We start from the raw sequence: 25,809 nt of genomic DNA on the forward strand, positions 1-25,809 counted from the left end.
TGCCAACCTAGACCCCTGGCGCTCAGGTCCGCTGCGTACGATGCGCCCCATGCGAACCCGCCTGCTCGCCGGTGCGCCGGCCGTCCTGCTCCTCGCCACGCTCACCGCCTGCGGCGGCAACGACAAGAAGGCCGACGACACCCCGGCCGCGTCGGACTCGCCGTCGGCGACCGACAGCACCTCAGACGGCGCCGCTACGGGCGCCACCGACGGCTCGTCCACCCCGGCGGGCGCCGGCAAGTGCGACTTCGTCGAGAGCGGCGACGCCGCGCGCAAGGTGAAGCTGCCGCCGTCGAAGCCCGCCTACCAGGGCGAGGTGCCCGCCGTCCTGCACACCTCGATCGGCGACCTCAAGCTGACGCTCGACGCGAAGAAGGCGCCGTGCACGGTCGAGTCCTTCGCCTCACTCGCCCAGCAGGGCTACTACGACGACACCTCCTGCCACCGCCAGGGCAACGACCCGGGTTTCGAGTTCCTGCAGTGCGGTGACCCCTACTTCGACCCGAAGGCCTCCTCGCCCGACCCGAAGACCGGCACCGGCAGCCCGGGCTACACGATCCCCGACGAGGTCGACGGCACCGAGACATACCCGGCCGGCACCCTCGCCATGGCCAACACGGGCGCGCCCAACTCGGGCGGCGGCCAGTTCTTCATCGTGTTCGGCGACTCGCAGTTCCCGCCGTCCTACACGGTGTGGGGTCACCTCGACCCGTCGTCGCTGGCGACGCTCAAGAAGGCCACCGCGTCGGGCAACGACGGCTTCTGGGGCGCGAGCGGGGGCGGCCGGCCGAAGACGCCGGTCACCTTCACGAGCATCTCGATCGGCTGACCCGGCCGATCGTCCCGGCTGATCGTCCCGGGCAGCGGGCTCAGCCGGTCAACGCGACCGAGCGGTCCCAGAGCGCCCGCGCCAGCACCTCGTCGTCGGCCTTCCGCGACATGCGTGCCGGCGCGGGCCAACCCCACAGCTCGGTCCGCCCGTGCGGGCCGATGTAGGTCCCGCCGGGGACGTCCATCGTCGCGGCGTAGACCGTGCACAGTGCGCCGCGCCAGGCCGGCATCCCGACCAGCTGCTGGCCGTAGTGGCCGATCGCGGTGACGATCGGATTGCCCGATCCGCTGGTGATCCCCGTCGCCGAGGCGCCCGGGTGGGCGGCGACCACACGCAGCGGCGAGCCCTCCGCCCGCAGCCGGCGGTCGAGCTCGCGCATGAAGAGTAGGTCGGCGAGCTTGGAGTCGCCGTACGCCTGGAAGGGGCGGTAGGGGCGCCGCTCCCAGCCGAGGTCGTCGAGGTCGATGGCTCCCGAGCGGTGCTCGCGCGAGCTGACGACCACGACCCGGTCGGTCAGCAGCGGCAGCAGCGCGCGCGTCAGCGCGAAGTGGCCGAGGTAGTTGGTCGCGAAGTGCATCTCCACGCCCTCGGCCGACAGCGCGTGCGGGACGCCGAGGACACCGGCGTTGTTGACGAGGACATCGACCGGCCGCCCCTCCCCCAGCATCGTGTCGGCGAACTTCCGCACCGACGCCAGGTCGCTGACGTCGAGCTGCCGCACCTCGACGCGTCCCTTGTCGACGCCGGGCACCTTCGCCGCCGCCGCCTCCGCCTTCGCGACGCTGCGGCAGGCCATCACGATCTCCGCGCCGCGGGAGCCGAGGATCCGCGCGGTCTGCAGCCCGATGCCGCCGTTCGAGCCGGTGATGACGAACCGCCGGCCCTGCTGGGGCGGCACCTGGGTCCACGGACGCATGGGCCGAAGACTCCCACATCCGACCGCGCGCCGGGCTGGTTCTAGGCTGGCGGGATGAGCCTCACCCGCGCCGAAGCAGAGCACCGCGCGACCACGATCACCGTCGCGTCGTACGACGTCGAGCTCGACCTCAGCGTCGCCGACGACGTGTTCGCCTCGCGGACGACGATCCGCTTCCGCAGCGAGGCGACCGACACCTTCGTCGACGTCAAGCCGACCGCGCTGCACGCCGTCCGGCTCGACGGCGCGCCCCTCGACACCGGGCTGCTCGCCGACGGCCGGGTGCCGCTGAGCCTGTCGGCCGCCGAGCACGAGCTGGTCGTCGAGGCGACGATGAGCTTCCGCAACGACGGTGAGGGCCTGCACCGCTCGGTCGACCCGGTCGACGGCAAGGCCTACGTCTACGGCATGTCCTTCATGGACGCCGCACCGTCGATCTTCGCGTGCTTCGACCAGCCGGACCTCAAGGCGCCGTACTCGATGCGGGTGACGGCGCCCGCCGACTGGCTCGTCGTCGGCAACGCGCCGGCGCGCGAGGTGGGCAGCGAGGGCGCGACGAAGCAGTGGGAGCTCGGGCCGACGCCGCCGTTGGCGACGTACTTCGTGACGCTCGTGGCCGGTCCCTACCATCTGATCCGCGACGAGCACGACGGCATCCCGCTCGGCCTGAGCTCGCGGCAGAGCCTCGCCGCAACGCTGGACCGTGAGGCCGACGAGCTGTTCACGCTGACCCGGCAGTCGTTCGACGAGCTGCACCGGCTGTTCGGCGTGCGGTACCCGTTCGGCGACTACCACCAGGCGTTCGTGCCGGAGTTCAACGCGGGCGCCATGGAGAACCCGGGCTGCGTCACGATCCGCGACCCGCTGCTCTTCGAAGGCAGCAGCACGCGCGCCGACCGCAGCTTCCGCGCGGCGCTCGTCGCGCACGAGATGGCCCACCAGTGGTTCGGCAACCTGGTCACCCCGCAGTGGTGGGACGACCTGTGGCTCAACGAGTCGTTCGCCGAGTACATGGGCTATCGGGTGATCGCCGAGGCCACCGAGTACGACGACGCGTGGCTGCACCAGTCCTACGCCCGCCGGGTCTGGGGCATCACCGCCGACCAGCGGCCGACCACCCACCCGGTCGCCGGCAACGCCGCGCCCGACGCGCTGTCGGCGCTGCAGAACTTCGACGGCATCTCCTACGCCCGCGGCTCCAACGTGCTGCGTCAGCTCGCCCACCGGCTCGGCGATGACGCCTTCCTCGGCGGTGTGCGCGAGCACTTCGCCCTGCACCGCTACGGCAACGCGACCATGCACGACCTGTTCGCGAGCTGGGAGCGCGCCGCCGGAGGCGCGTCGCTCGACGGCTTCGTCAAGGACTGGCTGCTCACCCCGGGGGCCGACCGGCTCGAGCTCGACCGCTCGATGGGCGCCGTCCGCCGGACCTCGCCCGCGGCGCATCCCGCCGACCGGCGCCACGAGCTGCAGATCGCCGTCCACGGCCCGGACGGCTGGACCCAGCAGCCGTACGTGATCGACGGACCGGTCACGCCGCTGGCCGTCGGCGACGCCCCGGTCCTGATCGACGCGACCGAGACGACGTGGGCGGTGTGCCCGCCCGACATGGTGACCCTCGCATCGCTGCCGGCGCTCGCGCCCGCCATGGACGACCCGCAGCTGCGCGCCACGATGTGGAACAGCGTCCGGCTCGGACTCTTCGAGAGCGCCATCTCGCTGCCCCAGGTCGCCGACCTGCTCGCCGCCGCTCCCCCGGTCGAGGACACCGCCGACGGCATCCGCAACCTGCTGCCGTGGGTGCTGGAGACGGTGCTGCCGCTCGCTCCCGAGGGGACGACGGAGCGCTTCCACGCCGCCGTGCGTGCCGCCCATCTCGCCGCGGAGGTCGGCTCGGAGCTGCAGCTGTCGGCGTTCCGGGCGACCGTGCTGTCCGCGCTCGACACCACCGAGCTGGAGCGCTGGGCCGCCGGCGAGGGGCTGCCCGACGGCATCGCCCCCGACCTCGACCTGCGCTGGAAGGCGCGCCGCCGACTCGCCGAGATCGGCGCCACCGACATGGCCGCTCTCGACGCCGCCCTCGCCGCCGAGCCGACCGGCGCCGCCCAGGTCCACCACGCGCGGGCCGTCGCGTCGCTGCCGTCCCCCGCGGCGAAGGAGTTCGCCTGGGCGCGCGCGACCGGCGAGGTCTCGGTTCCCAACTACGAGCTGAAGGCCGCCGGCGCCGGCATGTGGCAGGCCTCGCAGCGCGCGCTGACCGCCTCCTACGCGGCCGCCTACTTCGCCCAGCTCGACGCGCTCATGAACGCGCACCAGGGGTGGGTCCAGGGCGACGTCATCGAGGCGTTCTTCCCGATCACCCACCTCGACGACGCGACCGAGACTGCGGGCCTCGCCGCGCTCGAGCGCGACCTGCCGGGAGCCGTCCGCCGGCGCCTGGCCGACCGCGTCGACGACCTGCAGCGCCGCAGGGCGGTGCTCACATGACCGCGACCCGCCCGCGCCGCCCGGGTCCGACCGGCCGGCTCCGGGTCGAGGAGCACCGGGGCGACGCCGTACGACGCCACGAGGACCGGCTGCTCACCGAGGAGCCGCTCGAGATCCGGCTCGCGTGGCCCGGCGCGCCCGCGCGGCGGGTGTGGACGACGCTGCGCACGCCCGGCCACGACTTCGAGCTCGCCGCGGGGTGGGTGCACCACGAGGGGCTCGGAATGCCCAGCGGCGTCGCCTACTGCACCGACGAGGCGCTGCGGCCCGAGCAGGAGTTCAACGTCGTCACGGTCACTCTGGACGCCGTGCCGCCGCGCGTGCCGAGCCAGCTCGACGCCCTCAGCGCCGGGTCGGCCGCGTGCGGCGTCTGCGGTACCGACGAGGTGACCGAGGTGCTCTCCCGACGCCCCTCGCTGCCGTGGACCGGCCCGCTCCCGGCCGCCGAGCTGGTGCGGACGCTGCCCGACCTGATGCGGCCGCGGCAGGAGCTGTTCGCGCGCACCGGCAGCGCCCACGCCGCGGGTCTGTTCACCGCGGCGGGCGAGCTGGTCGCCGTACGGGAGGACGTGGGGCGGCACAACGCGGTCGACAAGGTCGTCGGCGCGCGTCTCCTCGCCGGCGCCCCGTCGGCCGAGGCGGTGCTCGTGGTGAGCGGCCGTGCGGGCTTCGAGCTGGTGCAGAAGGCGGTCGCGAGCGGCATCGGAGCGCTCGTCGCCGTGGGCGCCCCGACGGGGCTCTCGGTACGCCTCGCGGAGGCCGGCGGCCTGGCGCTCTACGGCTGGACCAAGGGCGACCGGACCGTCCGCTACGTCTGAGCAGGCGACCGCTTGGCGCGATCTCCGGACCGAACCGGGCGTTCCGATCACCCCCTGACGGCGTGCCCCGAGGGTTTCCGTCGGACCCTCCTGTTTGACTGCTCCCATGGCCATCCTCCTCGCGCTCATCGTCGGTCTCCTGCTCGGTGCAGGGGTCGGCTGGGCCGTGCGCCAGACCACCCTGGCGCCGGCACCCGAGGTGGTCCCCGGTGAGGCGCCCGAGGTCGTCGCCGCACGCCACGAGGCAGCCCTCGCCGAGCTGCGCGCCTCCCACGAGGCCGCGGTCGCGGCGCTGCGCCACGAGGTCGAGCGCGCCGAGATGGTCGGCGCCTCCCGCACGGCCGAGGCGCGGGCACAGGAGGCGAGCGCCCGGGCCGCGGTCCAGGCCGAGCTGACCGGCGCGCTGGCCACCGTCGACCAGCTCCGCGAGGCGGTCGACGAGGCCCGCGCGCAGTACCAGACGCTCCTCGACCAGCAGCGCACCACCCAGCGTGAGCGCGAGCGCAACGAGACCGGCCAGACCCAGGTGCTCAAGACCCTCACCCCCGTCGTCGAGCACCTGCGCGCGATGCAGGCGAAGGTCGACGAGCTCGAGAAGGCGCGGGTGCGCCAGCACACCGAGCTGGCCAGCCAGATCAAGCACACCCAGCAGTCGGTCGAAGACTCCCGCAAGGCCGCCGACACGCTCGCCTCGGTGCTCAAGAACAACGCGGTCCGCGGCGCCTGGGGCGAGACCCAGCTCCGCACCCTCGTCGAGACCGCCGGCCTGCTCAACCGCATCGACTTCGAGCTGCAGCACTCGATGGAGGCCGACTCGGGCGCCCGCCGTCCCGACATGGTGATCAACCTGCCCGGCGGCAAGCAGATGGCGATCGACGCCAAGGTCCCCTACAACGCGTTCATGGACGCCCACCGCGAGGGCATCGACCCCGAGGTCCGCCAGCGCCTGCTCGACGACCACGCCCGCAAGGTCCGGGGCCACGTCGACGTCCTCGCGCAGAAGGGCTACTGGACGGGTCTGGCGATCAGCCCCGAGTTCACGGTGGCCTTCATCCCCAACGAGCAACTGCTCAACGCCGCCCTCGAGGTCGACCCGTCCCTGATGGAGCACGCCTTCAAGCAGGGCATCGTCCTGGCCACCCCGACCAATCTGTGGGGCATGCTCAAGACGGTCGCCTTCACCTGGAAGCAGGAGGCGCTCACCGAGGACGCGCAGGTCCTCTTCGAGCTCGGTCAGGTCCTCTACCGCCGCATCCTCAAGCTCTCCGAGCACGTCGACAAGCTCGGCCGCTCGCTGCAGCGCAGCGTCAAGGACTACAACGCCTTCACCGGATCCCTCGAGCGCTCCGTCCTCCCCGCCGCGCGCAAGCTCAACGCCGCCGACCCGATCGCCACCATCCCCGCCCCCAAGGAGATCGAGGACGCACCCAAGGCGCTGACCTCCAGCGAGTTCTCCGCCCTGGCCGACCTCGAGCGCGACGAGCTCACCTTCGACTTCGACCTAGCCGGCACCGTCGACGCCGAGATCGTCGACGACGCGCAGGCGGGCTGACCTCGGGTCCGCTCAGGGGAAGGCCTTCTCCAGCGCGGCGACCGCGTCGTCGTACGTCATCGAGGGCCAGCCGGTGAGCCGCCCGTCGCCGTCCTCGATCGAGAAGAATGGCGGCAGATCACCCTCCAGCAGCGCCGCCCCCGCCGGATGCCCGGCATCCTGATCGACGACCCGGCCATACTCAGCGCCCGCCCGCGGCGGCGGAGTCGGCCTGGTCGCCAGCACGACCCGCGTGCCGGCCGGCATCGCCTTCGCGATGTCGGCCACGGTCGGGTTCTTCGACGGGACGTCGCCGATCGCGGCACCATCATGATCGGTCATCTCGCTGCCGCTCCTGATCGTGACGTAGGCGAACCCGGCCGCCAGCTTCACGCCATCGGACTTGAACGCCCGCTCGACCCGAACCCGCACGACCACCGTGTGCGCGCGCGTGTCGAGCTCGGTCGAGATGGCCTGGACGGTCGTCGGCCCCGCCTCGACGCCGTCGATGACACCGGTCAGCACGACCGGCTCGGCAGCGATCGCCTGAGCCAGCGACCCGGACCTGACGGCAGGCAGGGCGCGATCCTGGAGGCGCTCCAGGAATGCCGCATCGACCTCTCCTGACGGCCCGACGCGGGTGCTGCTCGAACGATCGGCCACCTTCTGCGTGTGACCTTCGGTGCCGCACCCGGCCAGCGTCAACGCTGCGAACACCGCCGCCGCCGCGAGGCTCTTCGTCGTGATCCCCATGTCAGCTTCTCCCTCCGGTCAGGCGAACCAGTTGTTGATGTGCGAGCGGTGATGTGCGCCGTAGGACCTGGTCCATGCAGCCCCCGTGTCCGTCAGCAGGCTGAGCATGCAGGAGTTCGTGGCACCGTCCGGCGACGAACCCGCGGGGTAGTGCTTGACGCCGAGCGTGTGACCGATCTCGTGACACAGCGTGAACCGGGCCGCATAGCCGTCATTGACGGCGTCCTGTTTGATGACCTCCCAGTCGATGTCGACTGCCCAGGAGTCGCAATAGCCGTTGCCGTTCCACCGGACGCAGTCCGTGGAGCCGTAGGCCTTTCCGTGGAGGTCTCCGATGCGGAAAACGACGTCCGTGGCCGCGCTGCAACTCTGCTCGTCCGTGTCGACGACGGTCTGAGCTTCCACTCCGTCGTTGTTGTCCATCGAATAGCGGGCACGACTGACCAGACCGCTGTGCTGCGCGAAGGCCAGCGTGAAGCAGAACGAGTGATAGGTGCCCTTGTCGGGGTACCACTCGTTGGGATACGGATCGGCGGACGCCGGTCCGCCGTTGGTCATCGTGGTCACGGCGACGGTCAGGACGGCCAGCCCCACCCCCATCGCGCCACGCCCGCGTCGCCCGCGACGCCGTGCCTGCCCCGCCTTCTGGTCCATACCCGAGCCTCTAGCCCCTGTGAGTGGTGTGAGGCCTGGACGGTAGGTCGCCCCCCTCGAGGACACAACCGCGGTCCGGCAACCTGCCGAACGCCCACGCGAGGTGCGCTCAGGGGAAGGCCTTCTCCAGCGCGGCGACCGCGTCGTCGTACGTCATCGAGGGCCAGCCGGTGAGCCGCCCGTCGCCGTCCTCGATGGAGAAGAGCTGAGAGACGTCCCCCTCGAGCAGCGGTGCCCCATGGCTGGTACCGGCCTCCGGAGTGACCACCCGTCCCGAGTCCGCGCCCGGGCGCGGTGGCGGTACCGGTGAGGTCACGAGGATGACGCGCGTGCCACTCGGCAGCGCCTTGCCCAAGGCACCGATGGACGTGACGGTCGACGGACCGGCCCCGATGGGAGCGCCGTCGGCCGCGGTGGCTTCAGCACCTCGCCGCAGCGTCACGTACGCGAACGCGTCGTCCAGCTTGACGTCGGCGGCCTTGTAGACCCGGACGATCCGGATCCGCACCACGGCCGTCTGATCACGGGCCTCGAGCCCCGGCGCGGTCGTCTGCACCGTCGTCCGGCCCGCGGCAACACGGTCGATGACGCCGGTTGCCACGATCGACTCCGCCGCAGCGGCCTCCTCGAGCGACCTGTACACCGTCACCAGGTCACCCCGATCCTGGAGGCTCTTGAGGAAGCCGCCATCAGCGTCGCCCGCTCCACCGGGTGCGGCGCTCGCTGGCGCGTCGACCACCTTCTGCGATCCGTCCTCGGCGCCGCAGCCGACCAGTGTGGTCGCAGCAAGCAGTGCTGCCAGGGTGAGACCCGTCTTCTTCATCCGCATGTCGATTCCCCTCCGGTCACGCGAACCAGCTGTTGATGTGGGAGCGGTGGTGGGCGCCGTAGGTGCGGGTCCATGCGGCACCGCTGTCCGCGAGGCCGCTGATCATGCAGGAGTTGGTGGCGCCGTCCGGTGACGCGCCGGAGAAGTAGTGCTGGACGCCGAGGGTGTGCCCGATCTCGTGGCACAGCGTGTGGCGTGCCTCGTAGCCGTCGTTCGCCGCGTTCTGCTTGATGATCTCCCAGTCGATGTCGACCGACCACGAGTCGCAGTAGCCGTTGGCGTTGGTGCGGAGACAGTTGGTGTAGCCGTAGTACTTGCCGTGCAGGTCGGCGATCCGGAACACCACGTCGGTGGCGGACGCACACGACTGCTCGAGCGTGTTGACGACGGTCTGGGCCTCGACGCCGTCGTTGTTGTCCATCGAGTAGCGCGCCCGACTGACCAGACCGCTGTACTGCGCGAAGGCGAGGCTGAAGCAGAAGGAGTGATAGGTGCCCTTGTCCGGATACCACCCGTTCGGATATCCGTCGGCGGACGCCGGTCCGCCGACGGTCACCGTCGTGACGCCCGCGATCAGCAGCGCCCACACGACCGAGGCCGCTCCGCGTCGCCGCAGCGCGCCAGGTCTTGCACGTCTCGATACCAGGTCCATACCCGAGCCCCCCAGCCCTCTGATCAATATATGAGGCCAGGAGAGTAAGTCAGGGTTGCCGAAGAGACAAGGGCCGTCCGGCAACCTTGTCGGGCAGGGGCATGGTGAGGCTCAGGCCGAGCCGCGCGCCTCCACGCCGCCGGAGAGGTCGACGGTACGGCGGGTGTTCGCGAGCGCGGTGACGGTCGCGGTGCCGATCGGGCCGGTGCTGTCGAAGACCTCGGCGGTGCCGACGGCGATGCCGTCGGAGGCGACGTGGTCGAGCGCGCGCAGGCCGAGGCGGGCACTGTCGGGGGTGCGGCACAGGGCGAGGTCGATGTCGGTGTTGATGTGCTCGACGCCGGCACTGCCCCAGTTGGTGACCATGCTGGTGGCGTCGGCGATCGACGCGACGGCCTGGAAGGGCGTGCACTCCTCACCGAGGACGATGGGGACGGCCGTCTGCCAGGTCTGGTGGCGCCCGGCGTTCTGGTGGTCGCCGAAGCTGTCCGACCACGGCTGCTCGCTCGCGAACCACGGCACGTGGTGCTCCCCCGGCGTCGGGAGCCGGTCCGCCGGCGGGGGCGTCGGGCGATCGTCGGGCGCGGCCCAGACCTCGCCGGACGCGGGGGCGGAGGGCGCCAGGAAGGTGGCGCCCGCCCGCGCGACGATCTCGCCGTCCTGCTCGACGACGGCGTCCAGCAGCACGAGGCGCGGACCCTCCCGGACGATCCGCGCGGACGCCGTCGTGGTGGTCATCATCGCCGGCCGGAACAGGTCGACGTGGTAGCGCGCCGGGACCAGCTCGTCCCGCCCGGCATCCCGTACGGCGCGCTCGATCGCCCGCGCGAGCAGCCCGCTCACCGCGACGCCGTGCATCTGGTCGGACCGCCACAGGCTCTGGGCGAGCGGCAGCGGCTCGAAGCCGGCGTCGGACTGCTGGAACCAGGAAAACTGGAACGTGTTCTCGTTCACGCTCCCATCATGCCCGTTCGGTCAACGCCGTGGACTGTCACGTCCGTCACGTGGCGCTTGGCGGGCCTCCGGGGATCGGCGCCCGGGGGTCGTACGGCGACCGCGTCCACACGAAGGTCGCGCACTCGAGGTGGCTCGCCGTACCGTCGGCGTGACGGACCAGCCGGAGCATCTCGCCGCGGTGATAGCCGTCGATGCCCACGAAGACGCCGTCGGCGAGGCGGAACCGCTCCTCGATCTCGCCGGTGCGCAGGTCGCGCCCCACGAGCGTCTGGTCGGCCCACTCGAACCCGAAGCCGGTGTTGCCCCAGAACCACACGCCCAGCACGTCGGCCACCGCCGCCGGGACGGGCGAGGTCGACGGGCGCCACGGCACCGCCACCGCCTCCGGTACGGCGGGCAGCGCGTCGGTCAGCAGCGCCGCCGGGACCTGGTCCGTGGCCAGTCCCGTCGTCGCGTTGGCGAGAGCCACGACCGCGTCCCGCGTCTCGCGGTCGACGAACAGCGAGGCCAGGAAGCCGGGCATCGACCCGGTGTGGCCGACCAGCGTCCGCCCGTCGACACGGACCCGGCGCAGCCCGAGCCCGTAGGACTCCCCCGCACCGGCGGGCCCCTCCCCGCCGCCGAAGGAAGGCGCGGCCATCTCCTCCAGCGTCGTGGCCGGGACCAGCTCCGGATGCCCGACGGCGAGGAAGTCGGCCCACCGCAGCAGGTCGTCGACGGTGCTCCACAGCTGGCCCGCAGGCGCCATCGCGCCGGTGTCGGCGTGGGGCTCGCGGACGAGGGTGTGGGCGAAGTGGTCGACGCTGCTGCCGCGGGCGTGGTCGGCCGGTGGCAGGTAGGTCGTGTGTGTCATGCCGAGCGGCACGAGGATCCGCTGCTGCACGACCTCCCACCAGGGCACGTCGTGCAGGCGGGACACGGCGGCGCCGAGGAGGGCGAAGCCGAGATTGGAGTAGTGGTAGAACTCCCCCGGCCCGGCGACCCGGCCGGCCCCGGGGTTGGCGGCGAGCAGGTCGTCGAGGGAGCCGCCGTCGATGCGCTCCCACCACGGCCCCGAGGGCTCGCTCTGCATGCCGGAGGTGTGCGACAGCAGCTCGCGCACGGTAGCCGAGCCGTAGTCGCCGCAGGGCACCAGGTCACCGATCGGGTCGTCGAGCGCGAGCCGGCCGGCATCGCGCAGCTGCAGGACGAGGACCGCGGTGAGGGTCTTGGTGATCGACCCGATCCGGTAGGCGGACCTCACGCCGGGAGAGTCCGACAAGCCGGAAGGGTCGACGCTCACCGACCCGCGCCACTCCACCTCACCGCCCCGGGCGACCGCCGCCGTGATCGACGGCAGCCGCCCCGCGGCCTGCAGCGACGCCAGCACGGCGTCGTAGCGGTGGGTGTGGGTGAGCATCCGGGTCGGTGAGCGTCCGGGTCAGTCGTTGTAGGCGTCGACCGGCGGGCACGCGCAGACCAGGTGGCGGTCGCCGTAGGCCTGGTCGATGCGGGCCACCGGCGGCCAGTACTTGTCGACGGTGATGCCGGCCGGGAAGACCGCGACCTCGCGGGAGTAGGCGCGGTCCCACTCGCCGACAAGCGCCCGGGCGGTGTGCGGCGCGTGGTGCAGCGGCGACGCGTCGACGTCCCACTCCCCCGCGGCCACCCGGTCGATCTCGCCCTTGATCGCGATCATCGCGTCGCAGAACCGGTCGAGCTCGGCGAGGTCCTCGGACTCCGTCGGCTCCACCATCAGCGTGCCCGCGACCGGGAACGACATGGTCGGGGCGTGGAAGCCGTAGTCGATGAGCCGCTTGGCGACGTCGTCGACCGAGACGCCGGTCTGCTTGGTGATCTCGCGCAGGTCGAGGATGCACTCGTGCGCGACCAGGCCCGACTCGCCGCGGTAGAGCACCGGGAAGTGCTCGCCGAGGCGCGCCGCGACGTAGTTGGCCGACAGGACGGCGACCGCGGTGGCGCGGGTCAGGCCCTCGCCGCCCATCATCCGGATGTAGGCCCACGAGATCGGCAGGATGCCAGCCGAGCCGAAGGGCGCCGCGCTGATCGCGCCGGTGCCCTCGCGCCGCGAGACGTCGGGGTGGAGCGGGTGGGTCGGCAGGTACGGCGCCAGGTGCTCGCGCACCGCGACCGGGCCGACGCCGGGGCCACCGCCGCCGTGCGGGATGCAGAACGTCTTGTGCAGGTTGAGGTGCGAGACGTCGCCGCCGAACTTGCCGGGCGCGGCGTAGCCGAGCAGCGCGTTGAAGTTGGCGCCGTCGATGTAGACCTGGCCGCCGTGGGAGTGGACCAGGTCGCACAGCTCGGTGATGGTCTCCTCGTAGACGCCGTGCGTCGACGGGTAGGTGACCATGATCGCGGCCAGCGTGTCGGAGTACTGCTCGCACTTGGCGCGCAGGTCGTCGAGGTCGACGGTGCCGTCGTCCTCGGCCTTGACGACGACGACGCGCATGCCGGCCATGACGGCGGACGCCGGGTTGGTGCCGTGTGCCGACGACGGGATCAGGCAGACGTCGCGCTGGTCCTGGCCGTTGGCGCGGTGGTAGTTGCGGATCGCGAGCATGCCCGCGAACTCGCCCTGCGCGCCGGCGTTCGGCTGCACCGAGACCCGGTCGTAGCCGGTGACCACGGCGAGCCACTCCTCGAGCTGGTCGATCATCCGGCGGTAGCCGTCGGCGTCGGCGGCCGGCACGAACGGGTGCAGGTTGGCGAAGCCGGCGAGCGAGATGGGCTCCATCTCGGTGGTCGCGTTGAGCTTCATCGTGCACGAGCCGAGCGGGATCATGCCGCGGTCGAGCGCGTAGTCGCGGTTGGAGAGCCGCGCCAGGTAGCGCAGCATCGAGGTCTCGTTGTGGTGGGTGTTGAACACCGGGTGGGTCATGAACTCGGTCGCGCGCCGCTGGTCGGCAGGCAGGCCGGCGAGGGGCGTCGCCTCGGCCGGCGTGACACCGAAGGCGGTGTGCAGCGCCCCCAGGGTCGTGGCGTCGGCGGTCTCGCCGAACGCGATGCCAACGGTGTCGGCGTCGACCTGGCGCAGGTGGACGCCCTCGGCGCGAGCGGCCGCGACGACGTCGGCGGCGCGACCGGGCACGCGCACCTGGATGGTGTCGAAGAAGGTGTCGCTGACCAGCTCGAGGCCGGCGTTGGTGAGCGCCGCGGCGGCGCGGCCCGCGAGCTCGTGGATGTCGCCGGCGATCTCGCGCAGGCCCTGGGGACCGTGGTAGACGGCGTACATGCCGGCGGTCACGGCGAGCAGCACCTGCGCGGTGCAGATGTTGGACGTCGCCTTGTCGCGGCGGATGTGCTGCTCGCGGGTCTGCAGCGCGAGCCGGTAGGCCGGGCGGCCCTCGGCGTCGACGGAGACGCCGACCAGGCGGCCGGGGAGCTGGCGCTCGAGGCCCTCGCGGACGCTGATGAAGCCGGCGTGCGGGCCGCCGTAGAACAGCGGGACGCCGAAGCGCTGCGCGGAGCCGACGACGACGTCGGCGCCGAGCGCGCCGGGCGCCTCGAGCAGGGTCAGCGCGAGCAGGTCGGCGGCGACGACGGCGAGGCCACCGCGCTCGTGGACGGCGTCGATGACCGGCTTGATGGTCGGCACGCGGCCGCTGGCGCCGGGGTACTGGATGAGGACGCCGGACACGTCGCCCTCGGGCAGGCCCTCGCTCAGGTCGGCGACGAGGACGTCGATGCCGATGCCCTCACAGCGGGTGCGGACGACGTCGAGCGTCTGCGGCAGCGCGTCGGCGTCGATGACGAAGGGGCCGCTCGCCTTGCGGTTGGCGCGGAACGCCAGGGCGACGGCCTCGGCCGCGGCGGTGCCCTCGTCGAGCAGCGACGAGCCGGCGGTGGTGAGGCCGGTCAGGTCGGCGACCATCGTCTGGAAGTTGATGAGCGCCTCGAGCCGACCCTGCGAGATCTCCGGCTGGTACGGCGTGTAGGCGGTGTACCAGCTCGGGTCCTCGAGCAGGTTGCGTCGGATGACGGCCGGCGTCACGGTCGCGTGGTAGCCGAGACCGATCATCGGCTCGCCCGGGACGTTGGCGCCGGCGAGCTCGCGGAGCTCGGCGGCGGCGGTCTCCTCGCTGACGCCGGCCGGGAGGCCGAGCGGGTCGGTCGACCGGATGGACTTCGGCACGGCCGCTTCCATCAGGGCGTCGAGGGACGCGTAGCCGAGGCGGTCGAGCATCGACTCGACCTGGCTGTCGTCGGGGCCGATGTGACGGTTGACGAAGGGTGCGCTCATGGGCTGGGTGGCTTCCTTTGGGATCGGATGATCGAAGCCTCCCCCTCTGTCGTCGCACCAGCGCGACTTCAGAGTTGCCTGCTCTGCACGGTCCTTGCGCCTGAGAGGTTCCGGGGAGGGATTGCCCCTTCGGCGCCAGCATCACGAAGGAGTCTGGACTCTCCCGTGCAGCATCAACAGCAGGTCCAGACTAACAGCAAGAGCCCGCGTGCGCGGGCTCCTGCTCGTCAGTCGGCCAGTGGGGTCGGCGGTTCAGCCGACATTGCGCGCCGCACGGCGCACTGCGAGCTCGTCGCCCGCCACCGGCGCGTCGGCGTCCGCGGTGGACTCCGCGGCCGACTCGCTGGGCAGCTGGGCCAGGGTGCCCTCGATCTCGCGCCAGACACCGCCGATGGCGATGCCGAAGACGCCCTGACCGCCCTGGAGCAGGTCGATGACCTCGTCGCTGCTGGTGCACTCGTAGACCGAGGCGCCGTCGCTCATCAAGGTGACCTGGGTCAGGTCGTCGGTGCCGCGCTCGCGCAGGTGGCCGACGGCGGTGCGGATCTGCTGCAGCGAGATGCCGGCGTCGAGGAGCCGCTTGATGATCTTGAGGATCAAGATGTCGCGGAAGCTGTAGAGCCGCTGCGAGCCGGAGCCCTTGGCGCCGCGGACGCTGGGCTCGATCAGGCCGGTGCGGGCCCAGTAGTCGAGCTGGCGGTAGGTGATGCCGGCGGCATTGCACGCGGTCGGACCGCGGTAGCCGAGGTCGCTGGGCAGCGGCGATACGTCGTCGGTGAAGAGCAGACCCTGCTCCTCGGCGACAGCGGTCGCCGCAGCGGTGTCCTGACCGACCTTCTCAGGCTGCTGCTCGTTCACGGGGTCCTCCACGGGGCGCGTTGCACTGCTGTCATTCGACGTCTTCCAAGGTACGGCTGTGGCCTCGGACCGGTCAAAGATGTCGCCCCGCGTGTCGGGAAAAACCCTCAATCTCAACCTGAGGTTGAGACTATTGGCCCGGCCCGAAATCGTCGGGCGAGACGTGGTCGAGGAACTCGCGGAAGGCCTCCACCTCGTCCTCCTCCTCGGCCGGCGCGGCGAGCCCGGCCTCGGCGAGGACGTCCTCGGCGCAGTAGATGGTGGTGCCGGTGCGCAGCGCGAGCGCGATCGAGTCCGACGGCCGCGCGCTCACCTCGGCGCCGGAGGCGAAGACCAGCGTCGCGTAGAAGACGCCGTCGCGGACGTCGGTGATCTTGACCTGGGTCAGCTCGTTGCCGGTGGCGGCGAGGATGTCCTTCATCAGGTCGTGCGTGAGCGGCCGCGGCGGGACGACGCCCTGCTGGGCGAAGGCGATCGCGGTCGCCTCGACGGCGCCGATCCAGATCGGGAGGTAGCGCTCCCCCGAGACCTCGCGCAACAGCACGATCGGCTGGTTGGAAGGCATCTCCACCCGCACGCCCATGACATCGACCTCGCGCATGCGTCCAGCCTACTGCTCCGACCCCGGGCGCAGATCCCGTAGGTCAGATGCGGCGCAGCCCGGCCTTGACCAAGGTGGCGTGCAGCTTGACGGAGAGGGCGGCGATCTCGCTCACGGCCTCCTCGGCGCGGGCGGCCGCGCCGGCGTCGCGGCCCTTGCGCGGGGCGACGACCTGGGCGATGAGACCGACCTCGCGGTCGGCGGCGGCGCGGAAGCCGCGCAGGTGGCGCGGCTCGATGCCGAAGTCGGCGAGCTCGCGCGCGGTCTGGGCGATGACCAGCGCGTCGGTGTCGTAGTGCCCCGTCGCGGACGGGGTGATCAGCGCGAACTCCTCGAGCTGGCCCAACAGGTCGTCGTCGATGTCGGCCACCTTGATCAGCTCCTTGCGCGAGAGCCGCAGTCGGTCGGTACGACGGAACGACTCGGGGGCCGGCAGACCGTCGGAGCCGAGGGCGACGGTGGGCACGGTGGGGACGACGGGCTCGGGCGCGGGCGGCTCGAGCCCGCGGTCGAGGGCGTCGAGGTGCTCGCCGATGACCTTGAGCGGCAGGTAGTGGTCACGCTGCATCCGCAGGATGTAGCGCAGCCGGGCGATGTCGGCCTCGGAGAACTTCCGGTAGCCCGACGGGGTGCGCTCCGGCTTGACCAGCCCCTCGGCCTCGAGGAACCGGATCTTCGGGATGCTGATGTCCTCGAAGTCGGCGCGCAGTCGGTCGAGCACCTGCCCGATGTTGAGCAGGGGCTCCCGCTCGCCCCGAGCGACGGCAGCAGGCATCGCGCCTAGGCGCTCTCGTGTCCGGCGAAGAAGACCAGGCGGTACTTGCCGACCTGGACCTCGTCGCTGTCCTTGAGCGTGGTCTTCTCGATGCGGTCGCGGTTGACGTAGGTGCCGTTGAGGCTGCCCGCGTCCTCGACCGTGAAGGTGTCGCCGTCGCGGCGGAAGACCGCGTGGCGACGCGAGACGGTGACGTCGTCGAGGAAGATGCCGCTCTCGGGGTGGCGTCCGGCGCTCACCTCGTCGGCGTCGAGCAGGAAGCGGCTGCCGGCGCCCGGGCCCTTCTGCACCACGAGCAGGGCGTGGCCGGTGGGCAGGGCGTCGACCGCGGCGGCGTCGACGGCGCTGAGCGCGCGGTCGGAGGTCTCGACCCGGTCGGCCGCGGCACCGCCGCCGAACTGGATCGTCGCGGTCGCGTCGCTCACCGGCGGGGCGGTGTCGGCCGCCACCAGGCGCGTGCCGCACTGGGAGCAGAAGCGCGCGTCATCGGGGTTCTGCCGACCACAGTTGGTGCAGAACGGCATCAGGGACTCCTCGTCTGGACGGATCGAAGCAGTGGGGCCATCGCGCCCCACCACTCACTTACGAACCTACCGGATCAGGTGTCGAGCTGGGCCTCATATCCCGCTGCGTCGAGCAGACCCTCGATCTGACCGGCGTCGGCGGGGACGACCTCGAAGAGCCAGCCGGCGCCGTAGGGGTCGGTGTTGACCAGCTCGGGCGTGGCGTCGAGCGCCTCGTTGACGGCGACGATCTCGCCGGTGATCGGCGCATAGACGTCGCTGACGGACTTGGTCGACTCGAGCTCGCCGCACGACGAGCCGGCCTCGACGCTGGCGCCCACCTCGGGCAGCGAGACGTAGACGATGTCGCCGAGGGCGTCCTGGGCGTAGTCGGTGATGCCCACACGCACCGAGCCGGCGGCCTCGCCCGGCCGGCGGAGCCACTCGTGCTCGACGGTGTACTTGAGGTCAGCGGGGTTGCTCATGGGCGGAAGCCTATTGCCCCTGGTCCGGTACCGCGTAGCGCGGCTCGGCACGGCGCGTCACGGCCTCGATGTCGACGGTGCGCAGCTCACGGACCTCGAGGTGCCCGCCGTCGTCCTCGACCTGCTTCTTGGGGCCGAGCGCGAAGGTCAGGGCGGAGCTGAGGACGCTCGGCTCGCCGATCACGTCGATGACGTACGGCGCCTCGAGCCGCACGCCGTCGACGAGGAAGCCGCCGTCGGTCTCGGCGAAGGAGGTCTGCGCGATGACGCGGACCTTGCCGTTGATCGCGATCGCCTCGGCGCGCACGGTGCGCAGCTCCTCGATCGTGTCGAGCAGCGACGGGAGGCGGACCCGGCCGGTGTCCTCGGTGATCGTGATCCGGATGCCGGGGCCGGTGACCGGCACCAGGCCGGCCAGGATGTTGAGGTCGTCGACCTCGGCGTCGGCCTGGTCGAGGGCGGTCTGCCGCTTGGTCGTGTCGTCGCGCAGGCCGCTGGCGACGTCCTCGAGTCGGCTGATCTCGCCCTCGGTGCGCTGGCGGGCGCCGGCGAGACCGTCGAGGAGGTCGATCAGGTCCTGCTCGCGCAGGCCGGCGTAGGTGTCGTCGTGGCCGGTCATCCGGACCTGGGTGACCGCGCCGAAGCCGAGCAGCGCGAGCAGCACGCCCGCGACCACCTGCTTGCGCGAGGGCTGGAAGAGCGCGCGCCGCAGCCGGTCGGCCGCGGTGCTCTCCGCGGGTGCGGACGGTACCGGCGGTGCTGACGGCTCCGACTGCTCCGACTGCTCCGACTGCTCCGACTGCTCTGACGGCTCCGGGGCCGACGGCTCGGGCTGCTGCTCGTCGGGCTCAGGCATGGAACAGGTGGCGGCGGATCGCCGCGACGTTGGTGAAGATCCGGATCCCGAGCACGACGATCACGCCCGTCGAGAGCTGGCCGCCGACGCCGAGGCGGTCGCCGAGGTAGACGATGCCCGCGGCGATGAGGACGTTGCTGACGAAGGAGACGACGAACACCTTGTCGTCGAAGATCCCGTCGAGATAGGCGCGCAGCGCGCCGAAGACCGCGTCGAGCGCGGCCACGACGGCGATCGGGAGATAGAACTCCAGGCCCAGCGGCACGTCGGGCTGGAACACCAGCCCGAGGACGATGCCGACGACGAGTCCGAGCACCGCGATCACGGTGCCTCACCTCCCTGACGCTTCTGGTTCTTCGGGACCTGCTTCGCCGACCGTAGCTGTTGGAACGCGCCCGGTGCCGCAGGCAGCCGCAGGCCGGTCACCGTGTCCATCCGGTAGGCGAAGCCGAACTGGTCGACGAGCGCGATGAACTTCAGACCGCTGTCGGTCTCGACGAAGTTCGCGGCGAGGGTACGCCGGTCGCCCACCGCCTCGATCGTGTACGGCGGCGCGATGCCGATGCTGTTGACCTCGATCGCGATGCCCGAGTTGCGGATCGCCGTCACCGGGCTGAGCCGCTGGCCGTTGACCGCGATCGCCTCGGCGCCGGCCTGCCAGAGCCCGTTGACGAGGAGGGCGAGGTCGGAGTCGCGGATGTCCTGGTCGGCCCCGGCGCTCGGCGCATTGTCGACGCGGACCCGGACGCCGGAGCCGGTCACCGGCTCGAAGCCGGAGAGCGCGCCGAGCCGGTCGACGCGCGCCTGGACACTGGCGTACCGCCGTCCGAGGCTGCTGAGGGCGGCCTCCGCGTCGGTGTTCTTGCGGCGCAGGCTGGCGATCAGGTTCTGGTCGCGGGTGACGACGGCACGCCGGTCCTCGACCCGCTTGATGAGGCTCGCGCGGCTGGCGTCGTTGACGTCGGCGTTCTCGGAGGTCTGGACGCCGGCCACGGTGACGAGCATCGCGAAGGCGCCGATGACGGCGATGACGCCGATCCGGTAGGCGCGCCGGCCCTCGGGCTGGGCCTTCTCGCCGCGGCGGTCGGCGGCCACCTGGTAGTCGCGATCGAGCGACTCCTGGGTGATCAGGGTCAGGAGCGGTGTGCGGGCACGGTCCAGCTGGTCAGGCATCGGATCGTCGCTCGGTGGTGGCGAGCAGCTTGCGGACCTGCCAGGCGTAGAGGACGCCGGCCCACCAGTAGAGCCCGACCCCCCACAGCGCGAACGCCCAGCCGAACACCTGCGCCAGGGTGGCGACCGTGCCCTCGCCGTCGCCGAGCAGGAGCAGCGGGAAGGCGTAGAGCAGGTTGAACGTGGCGGCCTTGCCGAGGAAGTGCACCGGCAGGGCGCTGTAGCCGCGGGTGCGCAGCAGCGGCACCAGTCCCCACAGCAGCAGGTCGCGCAGCGGCAGCGAGAGCGCGACCCACCACGGGATGATGTCGCGCATCGCCAGGCCGACGACGACGGCCAGGATGTAGAGCCGGTCGGCGATCGGGTCGAGCAGCTTGCCGAGCTCGGACTGCTGGTTGAGCTTGCGCGCGAGCCAGCCGTCGAGGAAGTCGGTGACGCCCGACAGCATGAGCACGACGAGCGCGGCCACGTCGGCCTCGGGGCCGAGCACCAGGTAGAGGAAGAGCGGGACGCCGAGCAGGCGCAGACCGCTGATCAGGTTGGGGATCGTCAGCACTCGCGGACCGGTCGAACGGCCGTCGCCCGTCTTCGATCCACCCACGGACGACACCCTAGAGGAAGCGGTCATGTCGCCGGGGCCTCGTCGGAGTGCGCGGCGTCGCGGATCTCGCCGACCAGCTCCTCGATCACGTCCTCGAGAGCCGCGACGCCCTGGGTCGTCCCGTCGACGCCGACCACGCGGGCCATGTGGGAGCCGCGGCGCTGGAGCACCTCGAGCGCGTCGTGGAGCAGCGTGTCGGCGCTGACCGTCGCGAACGGCCGGATCCAGCGGTCGGCGACCGGGCGCAGCCGGCGCTCCTCGTCGGGCTCGAGGACGTCCTTGATGTGGAGGTAGCCGGCCAGATCGCCGTGCTCCCCCACCACCGGGAACCGGCTGAAGCCGGTCGCGGCGCACAGCGCCTCGACGTCTGCGCCGGTCGAGCCGCGGACGACGGTCGCCAGCGTCTCGGGCCGCATCATGATCTCGCCGACTGTCTTCTCGGTGAAGCCGAGCGCGCCGGAGAGCCGGTCGTACTCATCCTCCGCCAGCAGCCCCTCGCCGTGGGACTCCTCGACGAGGGCCGCCACCTCCTCGCGGGTGAAGGTGCTGCCGACCTCGTCCTTCGGCTCGATGTGGAGCAGCCGCAGGATGGCGTTCGCGATCGCGTTGATCGCGATGATGAGCGGCCGGAGCACGGTGACGATGCCGAGCATCGGCGGGCCGAGGATGAGGGCCGCGCGGTCGGGGCCGGCGATGGCGATGTTCTTGGGCACCATCTCGCCGAGCACCACGTGCAGGAAGACGACGATGCACAGCGCCAGCACGAAGGCGACCGGGTGCAGCCACTCGTCGGGCACGTGCAGGTCGTGGAAGACCGGCTCGATGAGGTGCGCGAGCGCGGGCTCGCCGACGGCACCGAGGCCGAGCGAGCAGATGGTGATGCCGAGCTGGGCGCCCGCCATCATCTCCGAGACCCGCTCCATGGCGTCGAGCGTGATCCGGGCCATCCGCGACCCGGCCTGGGCGCGCGGCTCGATCTGGCTGCGGCGCGCGGAGATCAGCGCGAACTCGGCGCCGACGAAGAAGGCGTTGGCCGCGAGCAGGACGACGGCGAGCAGGACGCCACCGAAGTCACCCATCGTTGCCCACCTCCTCGACGCGCAGCGAGATCCGGTCGATGCGCAGTCCGTCCATGTGGTCGACGGTCAGGACGGCGCGGCGCAGCGGCTCGTCGTCGTCCTCTCCCGCCAGCGGCAGCGGTACGACGGCCTCGTCGCCGGTCTGCGGGATCCGGCCGAGCACCTTGAGCACGAGGCCCGCGACGGTGTCGTAGTCCTCGCCCTCGGGGAGCTGGACCTCGGTGAGGTCCTCGACCTCGTCGGGGCGGAGCAGGCCGGACAGCGACCAGGTGCCGTCGCGACGGAGCCGGCCGCGGCTGCCGAGCCGGTCGTGCTCGTCGGCGATGTCGCCGACGATCTCCTCGATGACGTCCTCGAGCGTGACGATGCCGGCGTGGTCGCCGTACTCGTCGAGGACGATGGCCATCTGGAAGCCGTCGGCCCGCAGCAGCGCGAGCAGCGGGTCGAGCCGCAGCGAGTCGGGGACGACGATCGGCTTGGCCATCAGGTGCTTGACCTTGGTCGTCGCGCGCTCGTGGAGCGGCAGCGCGACGGCGTTCTTGACGTGGACGGTGCCGACGACGACGTCGGACTCGTCGAGCACCGGGAAGCGCGAGTTGCCGGACTCGCGCGCCAGCGTGATGACCGCGCTGGCGCGGTCGTTGGCCTCGAGGGTGCGGGTGCGGACGCGCGGCGTCATGATCTCGCCCGCGGTGCGGGTGCCGAACTCGACCGAGCGCTCCATCAGCTCGGCGGTGTCGGCGTCGAGCGTGCCCTCGTCGGCGGAGTGCTGGATCAGCGACGCGAGCTCGGTGGAGCTGCGCGCCGAGCGGAGCTCCTCCTGCGGCTCGACGCCGAGACGGCGCACGATCGCGTTGGCGCTGCCGTTGAGGACCTTGATCGGCCCGCGTGCGGCGGCGGTGAAGAGACGCATCGGGCGCTGGGTCATGCGCGCCGTGGCCATCGGCAGCGCGATGGCGACGTTCTTCGGCACCAGCTCGCCGATGAGCATGGTGAGCAGCGTGCTCAGCACCAGGCCGAGGGTGACCGCGACCGGCCCGATCGCGCTGTCGGGCACGCCGGCCGTGCCGAGCGGGCCGCGGAGCAGCTCCGCGATCGCCGGCTCGGCCAGGAAGCCGATGGCCAGGTTGGTGATGGTGATGCCGACCTGGGCTCCGGAGAGCTGGGTCGACAGCGTGCGGAGCGCCTTCTGCAGGCCGAGCGCCGTGGCGTCGCCGTCAGCGGCGGCGCGGTCGACCTGGCCACGGTCGACGGTCACGAAGGCGAACTCGGCGGCGACGAAGAGTCCACACGCGAGGACGAGAAGGATGGCGAGTCCCAGCAATAGCCAGGCGGTCATCGGGTTCGGAGGCTCCTGCCCACGGTTCGGTAGCAGTCGATCGGCTCGGGGGCGTCCACACTACCTGGGACGTCGGCACGACCGCGGGTCCGGCCCGCGGCGATCTCCCGAGGGGACGCGTCGACGGCGTTCACAGGGTCACTGCGGGCAGCTCGACGGCCGGCTCGTCGCGGACACGCACCCACTGACGGTCGGCGTCGAGGCGGCGGATCAGCTTGGCCGGGACCCCGCCCACGACCGCGTGGTCGGGCACGGCGCCCCGGACGACCGAGCCTGCGGCCACGACGACATTCCGGCCGATCGTCGTACCGGGCAGGATCATCGCGCCGTGGCCGATCCAGGTGCCGGAGCCGATCGTCACCGGCTGGTGGGTGCCGAACTGGAGGCCGACCGGGATGTCGGGGTCGGTGTAGCCGTGGCTGGCGTCGGAGACGAAGACGTCCTGGCCGAACCAGACGTCGTCCCCGATCTCGATGGACTCGTGCGCGGTGATGCAGATCCGGGCGCCGAGGACGCAGCGCTCGCCGATCACCAGGCCCCGCTCGGGGAGCACGGTCTGGGTCGGCCCGTAGCCGACGGAAAGCGTGGCGTAGCGGCCGATCAGGGTGTCGCGGCCGACGTGGATGGCCGCGGCGTTGACGACGTCCGAGAGCGGGAAGGCCAGGCAGGCGCCGGGCCCGAAGGTCCCGAACCGGTCGGCCAGATCGGTGCCGGGCGACACGTCGCCGACGTGCTCGGCCCAGCGCCAGACGCGGTGCACGGAACGGTTGACGAGGCGGCGGAGCGGACGCCGGAGATCGGGCACGGCGCGAGGTTACCGAAACGCAACATTCGAGCGCTCGCGCCGGTTCGTTCACCCACCGTTCGTGGCCGTAGTATCCGCCGGTGCAGAAGCCCCATGTCATCGCCTACTTCGCCGACGACCCGACCCGGGTCTACCAGCTCCTTCAGTGGCTCCCGGTGCTGGAACGGCTCGATGACACCCATCCCGTGGGCATCCTGACGCGCGACCCGCAGACCCGCGCGATCGTCGAGGAGCGGACCTCGCTGCCCGTCCACTTCGCGCCCGGCTTCGCCGACCTCGCCGCGGCGTACGACGAGCTCGAGGCCAAGGTCGTCGTGTACTGCAACAACTCGATGCTCAACTTCAACTCGCTGCTCGACGGCCGGATGTTCCACGTGCACATCAACCACGGCGAGAGCGACAAGCACAGCATGGTGTCGAACAACGCGAAGGCCTACGACCGCGTGTTCGTCGCCGGCGAGGCCGCCGTCCAGCGGCACCGGGCGGCGCTGATGGAGCTCGACGAGCACCGCCTGGTCCGGATCGGCCGACCCCAGCTCGACCTGCGTCCCGCTCCCCTGCTGCCGCCGAGCGCGCGACGTAGCGTCCTCTACGCGCCGACCTGGGAGGGCGACGCGGAGTACAACGACTACACGTCGGTCGACGTCTTCGGCGTCGAGATCGCGACCGCAGTGCTCGCCGTCCCGGACGCGCGGCTGGTCTACAAGCCGCACCCGAAGGTCACCACCAGCCAGACGCCCGCGATCCGCGAGGCGCACCAGGCGATCCTCGACCTGATCGAGCGGGCCGCCGAGCGCGAGCCGGACGCCGGCCACGCCGCCATCTGGCAGGGCGACATCCTCGCCGTCTTCCCCGGCTGCGACGCGATGATCACCGACGTCTCGTCGGTCGGCCTCGACTGGCTCTACCTCCAGACCGACAAGCCGATCCTCATCACCGACCGGCACCACGACGCCGAGCGGCTGCGCCAGGAGGTGCCCGTCAGCCGGTGCGCCGACGTCATCGACACCGACGACCTGCCCGCCCTCACCGAGCTGCTCACCGACCGGCTCGCCCACGACGAGCACCGGATCGCCCGCGCGGCGATGCGCCACCACTACTTCGACGACAACGGCGTCGGCGACAGCACGGTGCGCTTCGTCGAGGCGATCACCGAGCTGGTGGAGCGCCGAGACCGGCTGCAGGGCGCGAGCCCCGCAGCCGGCCTCGAGGAGTCGGCCTGACCTACGCGGTCAGTACCGGCGGGTGCTGATCACCCAGGTGGAGTAGCTGGTGATGTAGCCGGATCCGGCCTTCACGACCGCACGGAAGTGCGTGTTGGTCCGGTTGAACGGCAGCTTCAGCGACCAGGCGCCCTTCGCGCTGGTGCGCAGCTTCTTGTAGGTCTTCCACTTGCAGGAGGCGGACTTCGGGTCGGCGCAGGTCGACTTCTGGATGACGACGATCTTGCGACCGTAGGCCGCGACCTTGCCCTGGAAGACGTGCGTGCGCTTCGTGTACTTGTCGTTCAGGTTGCGCGCGACGCCGACCGTCACCGCCGCCGAGGTGGCGGGGTTCCAGCTGTCGGTGCTCGAGTCCGGCCAGGTGTAGGTGCCGCCGGAGTAGACGACGCGGTACTGCGTGTTCTTCGCCGGGCGCACCGTCCAGGTCAGGTCCTCGGTGTCCTGGGTGATGGTCTGGCTGCTGACCGTCGTCCAGGCGCTCGCGCCGTAGGCCAGCTGCTGCAGCGTGGCCGTGCCGGCCAGGACGTAGTAGCGCTGCGAGTCGGGCGCCACGAAGGTGACGCGGCCCTGCACGGTGGCGGTGCCGCCCTGGCGGACCGCGACGGTGGCGCGGACCTCGGCGGTGCCGTTGAACGTGTCGGCGCTGGCCGGCGCGGACGAGAGGCCCACGAGCGAAAGCGTGCTCGCCACGAGCGCGACGACGAGCAGCAGGACGCGTCGCAGCGAGTTCATCTTCATCTACATCTGTGTATGTTCCCGGAGGTTCGCATGTTGGTGATCCCTTGCGACTTCTGTCGCGAGGGTGAGGCTATCCGGTCCGCCGTCGGTTTCCGTCGGTG

General features: G+C 71.6%; 26 protein-coding genes and 1 riboswitch. Of the genes, 5 read left to right on the top strand and 21 right to left on the bottom strand.

The features are described from left to right. Positions 1-49 precede the first annotated feature (49 nt). Positions 50-829: a peptidylprolyl isomerase gene (locus AB4880_RS24090; protein WP_367921763.1), complete on the top strand. Its 780-nt coding sequence runs from the start codon at positions 50-52 to the stop codon at positions 827-829. A 40-nt stretch (positions 830-869) separates the two neighbouring features. On the opposite strand, the gene AB4880_RS24095 is transcribed toward AB4880_RS24090, so the two are convergent. Next, the gene (locus tag AB4880_RS24095; RefSeq protein WP_367921764.1) at positions 870-1,748 is read right to left on the bottom strand and encodes an oxidoreductase; all 879 of its coding nucleotides are present in this window, start codon (positions 1,746-1,748) and stop codon (positions 870-872) included. Positions 1,749-1,802: 54 nt separating this feature from the next. Between AB4880_RS24095 and pepN the strand changes: the two genes are divergently transcribed. From pepN to rmuC, 3 genes are all read left to right on the top strand, one after another. Continuing rightward, positions 1,803-4,235, top strand: coding sequence for an aminopeptidase N (gene pepN / locus AB4880_RS24100; protein WP_367921765.1), 2,433 nt, complete (start codon positions 1,803-1,805; stop codon positions 4,233-4,235). After that, the gene (locus tag AB4880_RS24105) at positions 4,232-5,053 is read left to right on the top strand and encodes a formate dehydrogenase accessory sulfurtransferase FdhD (protein WP_367921766.1); all 822 of its coding nucleotides are present in this window, start codon (positions 4,232-4,234) and stop codon (positions 5,051-5,053) included. The genes pepN and AB4880_RS24105 overlap by 4 nt, the downstream gene beginning before the upstream one ends. 106 nt (positions 5,054-5,159) lie before the next feature. Next, positions 5,160-6,605: a DNA recombination protein RmuC gene (gene rmuC, locus AB4880_RS24110; protein ID WP_367921767.1), complete on the top strand. Its 1,446-nt coding sequence runs from the start codon at positions 5,160-5,162 to the stop codon at positions 6,603-6,605. Positions 6,606-6,617: 12 nt separating this feature from the next. Here rmuC and AB4880_RS24115 read toward each other — a convergent pair whose 3' ends face one another. The 19 genes from AB4880_RS24115 to AB4880_RS24205 all read right to left on the bottom strand — a co-directional run bounded on the left by AB4880_RS24115 (position 6,618) and on the right by AB4880_RS24205 (position 23,747). After that, on the bottom strand, positions 6,618-7,337 hold the full coding sequence (locus tag AB4880_RS24115; protein WP_367921768.1) for a hypothetical protein: 720 nt from the start codon (positions 7,335-7,337) through the stop codon (positions 6,618-6,620). An 18-nt stretch (positions 7,338-7,355) separates the two neighbouring features. Further along, entirely contained in the window at positions 7,356-7,991 is a 636-nt protein-coding gene (locus AB4880_RS24120; protein WP_367921769.1) for a zinc metalloprotease, read from the bottom strand. Between the two features lie 109 nt (positions 7,992-8,100). Further along, positions 8,101-8,820, bottom strand: a complete 720-nt coding sequence (locus tag AB4880_RS24125; protein ID WP_367921770.1) for a hypothetical protein — start codon at positions 8,818-8,820, stop codon at positions 8,101-8,103. Between the two features lie 16 nt (positions 8,821-8,836). Then, positions 8,837-9,409, bottom strand: coding sequence for a hypothetical protein (locus tag AB4880_RS24130; RefSeq protein WP_367921771.1), 573 nt, complete (start codon positions 9,407-9,409; stop codon positions 8,837-8,839). Between the two features lie 174 nt (positions 9,410-9,583). After that, positions 9,584-10,426, bottom strand: a complete 843-nt coding sequence (locus tag AB4880_RS24135; RefSeq protein WP_367921772.1) for an acyl-CoA thioesterase domain-containing protein — start codon at positions 10,424-10,426, stop codon at positions 9,584-9,586. A gap of 46 nt (positions 10,427-10,472) precedes the next feature. Next, positions 10,473-11,828, bottom strand: a complete 1,356-nt coding sequence (locus AB4880_RS24140; protein WP_367921773.1) for a serine hydrolase domain-containing protein — start codon at positions 11,826-11,828, stop codon at positions 10,473-10,475. A gap of 21 nt (positions 11,829-11,849) precedes the next feature. Next, entirely contained in the window at positions 11,850-14,672 is a 2,823-nt protein-coding gene (gcvP, locus tag AB4880_RS24145) for an aminomethyl-transferring glycine dehydrogenase (protein WP_367921774.1), read from the bottom strand. A 78-nt stretch (positions 14,673-14,750) separates the two neighbouring features. Next, positions 14,751-14,848, bottom strand: a riboswitch (glycine riboswitch). A 76-nt stretch (positions 14,849-14,924) separates the two neighbouring features. Beyond that, entirely contained in the window at positions 14,925-15,530 is a 606-nt protein-coding gene (locus AB4880_RS24150) for a MerR family transcriptional regulator (protein ID WP_367921775.1), read from the bottom strand. A 130-nt stretch (positions 15,531-15,660) separates the two neighbouring features. After that, positions 15,661-16,131, bottom strand: coding sequence for a bifunctional nuclease family protein (locus AB4880_RS24155; RefSeq protein ID WP_367921776.1), 471 nt, complete (start codon positions 16,129-16,131; stop codon positions 15,661-15,663). A 43-nt stretch (positions 16,132-16,174) separates the two neighbouring features. After that, positions 16,175-16,906, bottom strand: coding sequence for a transcriptional regulator FtsR (gene ftsR / locus AB4880_RS24160; protein ID WP_367921777.1), 732 nt, complete (start codon positions 16,904-16,906; stop codon positions 16,175-16,177). Between the two features lie 5 nt (positions 16,907-16,911). Continuing rightward, positions 16,912-17,430: an FHA domain-containing protein gene (locus AB4880_RS24165; protein WP_367921778.1), complete on the bottom strand. Its 519-nt coding sequence runs from the start codon at positions 17,428-17,430 to the stop codon at positions 16,912-16,914. Between the two features lie 74 nt (positions 17,431-17,504). Then, complete coding sequence (gcvH, locus tag AB4880_RS24170; protein ID WP_367921779.1) at positions 17,505-17,894, bottom strand: glycine cleavage system protein GcvH; 390 nt, start codon at positions 17,892-17,894, stop codon at positions 17,505-17,507. A 10-nt stretch (positions 17,895-17,904) separates the two neighbouring features. After that, a complete protein-coding gene (locus AB4880_RS24175; protein WP_367921780.1) occupies positions 17,905-18,750 on the bottom strand; it encodes a DUF881 domain-containing protein in 846 nt (281 codons plus the stop codon). Then, a complete protein-coding gene (locus AB4880_RS24180) occupies positions 18,743-19,075 on the bottom strand; it encodes a small basic family protein (protein ID WP_367921781.1) in 333 nt (110 codons plus the stop codon). The genes AB4880_RS24175 and AB4880_RS24180 overlap by 8 nt, the downstream gene beginning before the upstream one ends. Then, on the bottom strand, positions 19,072-19,923 hold the full coding sequence (locus AB4880_RS24185; RefSeq protein ID WP_367921782.1) for a DUF881 domain-containing protein: 852 nt from the start codon (positions 19,921-19,923) through the stop codon (positions 19,072-19,074). Before AB4880_RS24185 ends, AB4880_RS24180 begins: the two co-directional genes overlap by 4 nt. Continuing rightward, entirely contained in the window at positions 19,916-20,524 is a 609-nt protein-coding gene (clsA, locus tag AB4880_RS24190) for a cardiolipin synthase ClsA (protein WP_367921783.1), read from the bottom strand. The genes AB4880_RS24185 and clsA overlap by 8 nt, the downstream gene beginning before the upstream one ends. A gap of 23 nt (positions 20,525-20,547) precedes the next feature. After that, positions 20,548-21,603 (bottom strand): hemolysin family protein, encoded by a 1,056-nt coding sequence (locus AB4880_RS24195; protein ID WP_367921784.1) that lies wholly within the window; start codon positions 21,601-21,603, stop codon positions 20,548-20,550. Next, positions 21,596-22,942 carry a hemolysin family protein gene (locus AB4880_RS24200; protein ID WP_367921785.1) on the bottom strand — a complete coding sequence of 449 codons (1,347 nt, stop codon included), beginning with the start codon at positions 22,940-22,942 and terminating at the stop codon, positions 21,596-21,598. The genes AB4880_RS24195 and AB4880_RS24200 overlap by 8 nt, the downstream gene beginning before the upstream one ends. Positions 22,943-23,072: 130 nt before the next feature. Further along, positions 23,073-23,747: an acyltransferase gene (locus tag AB4880_RS24205; RefSeq protein WP_367921786.1), complete on the bottom strand. Its 675-nt coding sequence runs from the start codon at positions 23,745-23,747 to the stop codon at positions 23,073-23,075. Between the two features lie 80 nt (positions 23,748-23,827). On the opposite strand from AB4880_RS24205, the gene AB4880_RS24210 reads away from it, so the two are divergent. Next, positions 23,828-24,970 carry a CDP-glycerol glycerophosphotransferase family protein gene (locus AB4880_RS24210; protein WP_367921787.1) on the top strand — a complete coding sequence of 381 codons (1,143 nt, stop codon included), beginning with the start codon at positions 23,828-23,830 and terminating at the stop codon, positions 24,968-24,970. A gap of 9 nt (positions 24,971-24,979) precedes the next feature. Here AB4880_RS24210 and AB4880_RS24215 read toward each other — a convergent pair whose 3' ends face one another. After that, entirely contained in the window at positions 24,980-25,708 is a 729-nt protein-coding gene (locus tag AB4880_RS24215; protein ID WP_367921788.1) for a hypothetical protein, read from the bottom strand. Positions 25,709-25,809: the final 101 nt, after the last annotated feature.

Origin of the sequence: Nocardioides ginsengisoli (assembly GCF_039537225.1) — a bacterium.
GTDB lineage: Bacteria > Actinomycetota > Actinomycetes > Propionibacteriales > Nocardioidaceae > Nocardioides > Nocardioides ginsengisoli.

What these genes read in the sequence shown, in the direction of transcription:
- AB4880_RS24090 (WP_367921763.1), top strand. Translation starts at nt 50, where the DNA reads ATGCGAACCCGCCTGCTCGCCGGTGCGCCGGCCGTCCTGCTCCTCGCC.
- AB4880_RS24095 (WP_367921764.1), bottom strand. Translation starts at nt 1,748, where the DNA reads ATGCGTCCGTGGACCCAGGTGCCGCCCCAGCAGGGCCGGCGGTTCGTC.
- pepN (WP_367921765.1), top strand. Translation starts at nt 1,803, where the DNA reads ATGAGCCTCACCCGCGCCGAAGCAGAGCACCGCGCGACCACGATCACC.
- AB4880_RS24105 (WP_367921766.1), top strand. Translation starts at nt 4,232, where the DNA reads ATGACCGCGACCCGCCCGCGCCGCCCGGGTCCGACCGGCCGGCTCCGG.
- rmuC (WP_367921767.1), top strand. Translation starts at nt 5,160, where the DNA reads ATGGCCATCCTCCTCGCGCTCATCGTCGGTCTCCTGCTCGGTGCAGGG.
- AB4880_RS24115 (WP_367921768.1), bottom strand. Translation starts at nt 7,337, where the DNA reads ATGGGGATCACGACGAAGAGCCTCGCGGCGGCGGCGGTGTTCGCAGCG.
- AB4880_RS24120 (WP_367921769.1), bottom strand. Translation starts at nt 7,991, where the DNA reads ATGGACCAGAAGGCGGGGCAGGCACGGCGTCGCGGGCGACGCGGGCGT.
- AB4880_RS24125 (WP_367921770.1), bottom strand. Translation starts at nt 8,820, where the DNA reads ATGCGGATGAAGAAGACGGGTCTCACCCTGGCAGCACTGCTTGCTGCG.
- AB4880_RS24140 (WP_367921773.1), bottom strand. Translation starts at nt 11,828, where the DNA reads ATGCTCACCCACACCCACCGCTACGACGCCGTGCTGGCGTCGCTGCAG.
- gcvP (WP_367921774.1), bottom strand. Translation starts at nt 14,672, where the DNA reads ATGAGCGCACCCTTCGTCAACCGTCACATCGGCCCCGACGACAGCCAG.
- AB4880_RS24155 (WP_367921776.1), bottom strand. Translation starts at nt 16,131, where the DNA reads ATGCGCGAGGTCGATGTCATGGGCGTGCGGGTGGAGATGCCTTCCAAC.
- ftsR (WP_367921777.1), bottom strand. Translation starts at nt 16,906, where the DNA reads ATGCCTGCTGCCGTCGCTCGGGGCGAGCGGGAGCCCCTGCTCAACATC.
- AB4880_RS24165 (WP_367921778.1), bottom strand. Translation starts at nt 17,430, where the DNA reads ATGCCGTTCTGCACCAACTGTGGTCGGCAGAACCCCGATGACGCGCGC.
- gcvH (WP_367921779.1), bottom strand. Translation starts at nt 17,894, where the DNA reads ATGAGCAACCCCGCTGACCTCAAGTACACCGTCGAGCACGAGTGGCTC.
- AB4880_RS24175 (WP_367921780.1), bottom strand. Translation starts at nt 18,750, where the DNA reads ATGCCTGAGCCCGACGAGCAGCAGCCCGAGCCGTCGGCCCCGGAGCCG.
- AB4880_RS24185 (WP_367921782.1), bottom strand. Translation starts at nt 19,923, where the DNA reads ATGCCTGACCAGCTGGACCGTGCCCGCACACCGCTCCTGACCCTGATC.
- AB4880_RS24195 (WP_367921784.1), bottom strand. Translation starts at nt 21,603, where the DNA reads ATGGGTGACTTCGGTGGCGTCCTGCTCGCCGTCGTCCTGCTCGCGGCC.
- AB4880_RS24200 (WP_367921785.1), bottom strand. Translation starts at nt 22,942, where the DNA reads ATGACCGCCTGGCTATTGCTGGGACTCGCCATCCTTCTCGTCCTCGCG.
- AB4880_RS24215 (WP_367921788.1), bottom strand. Translation starts at nt 25,708, where the DNA reads ATGAAGATGAACTCGCTGCGACGCGTCCTGCTGCTCGTCGTCGCGCTC.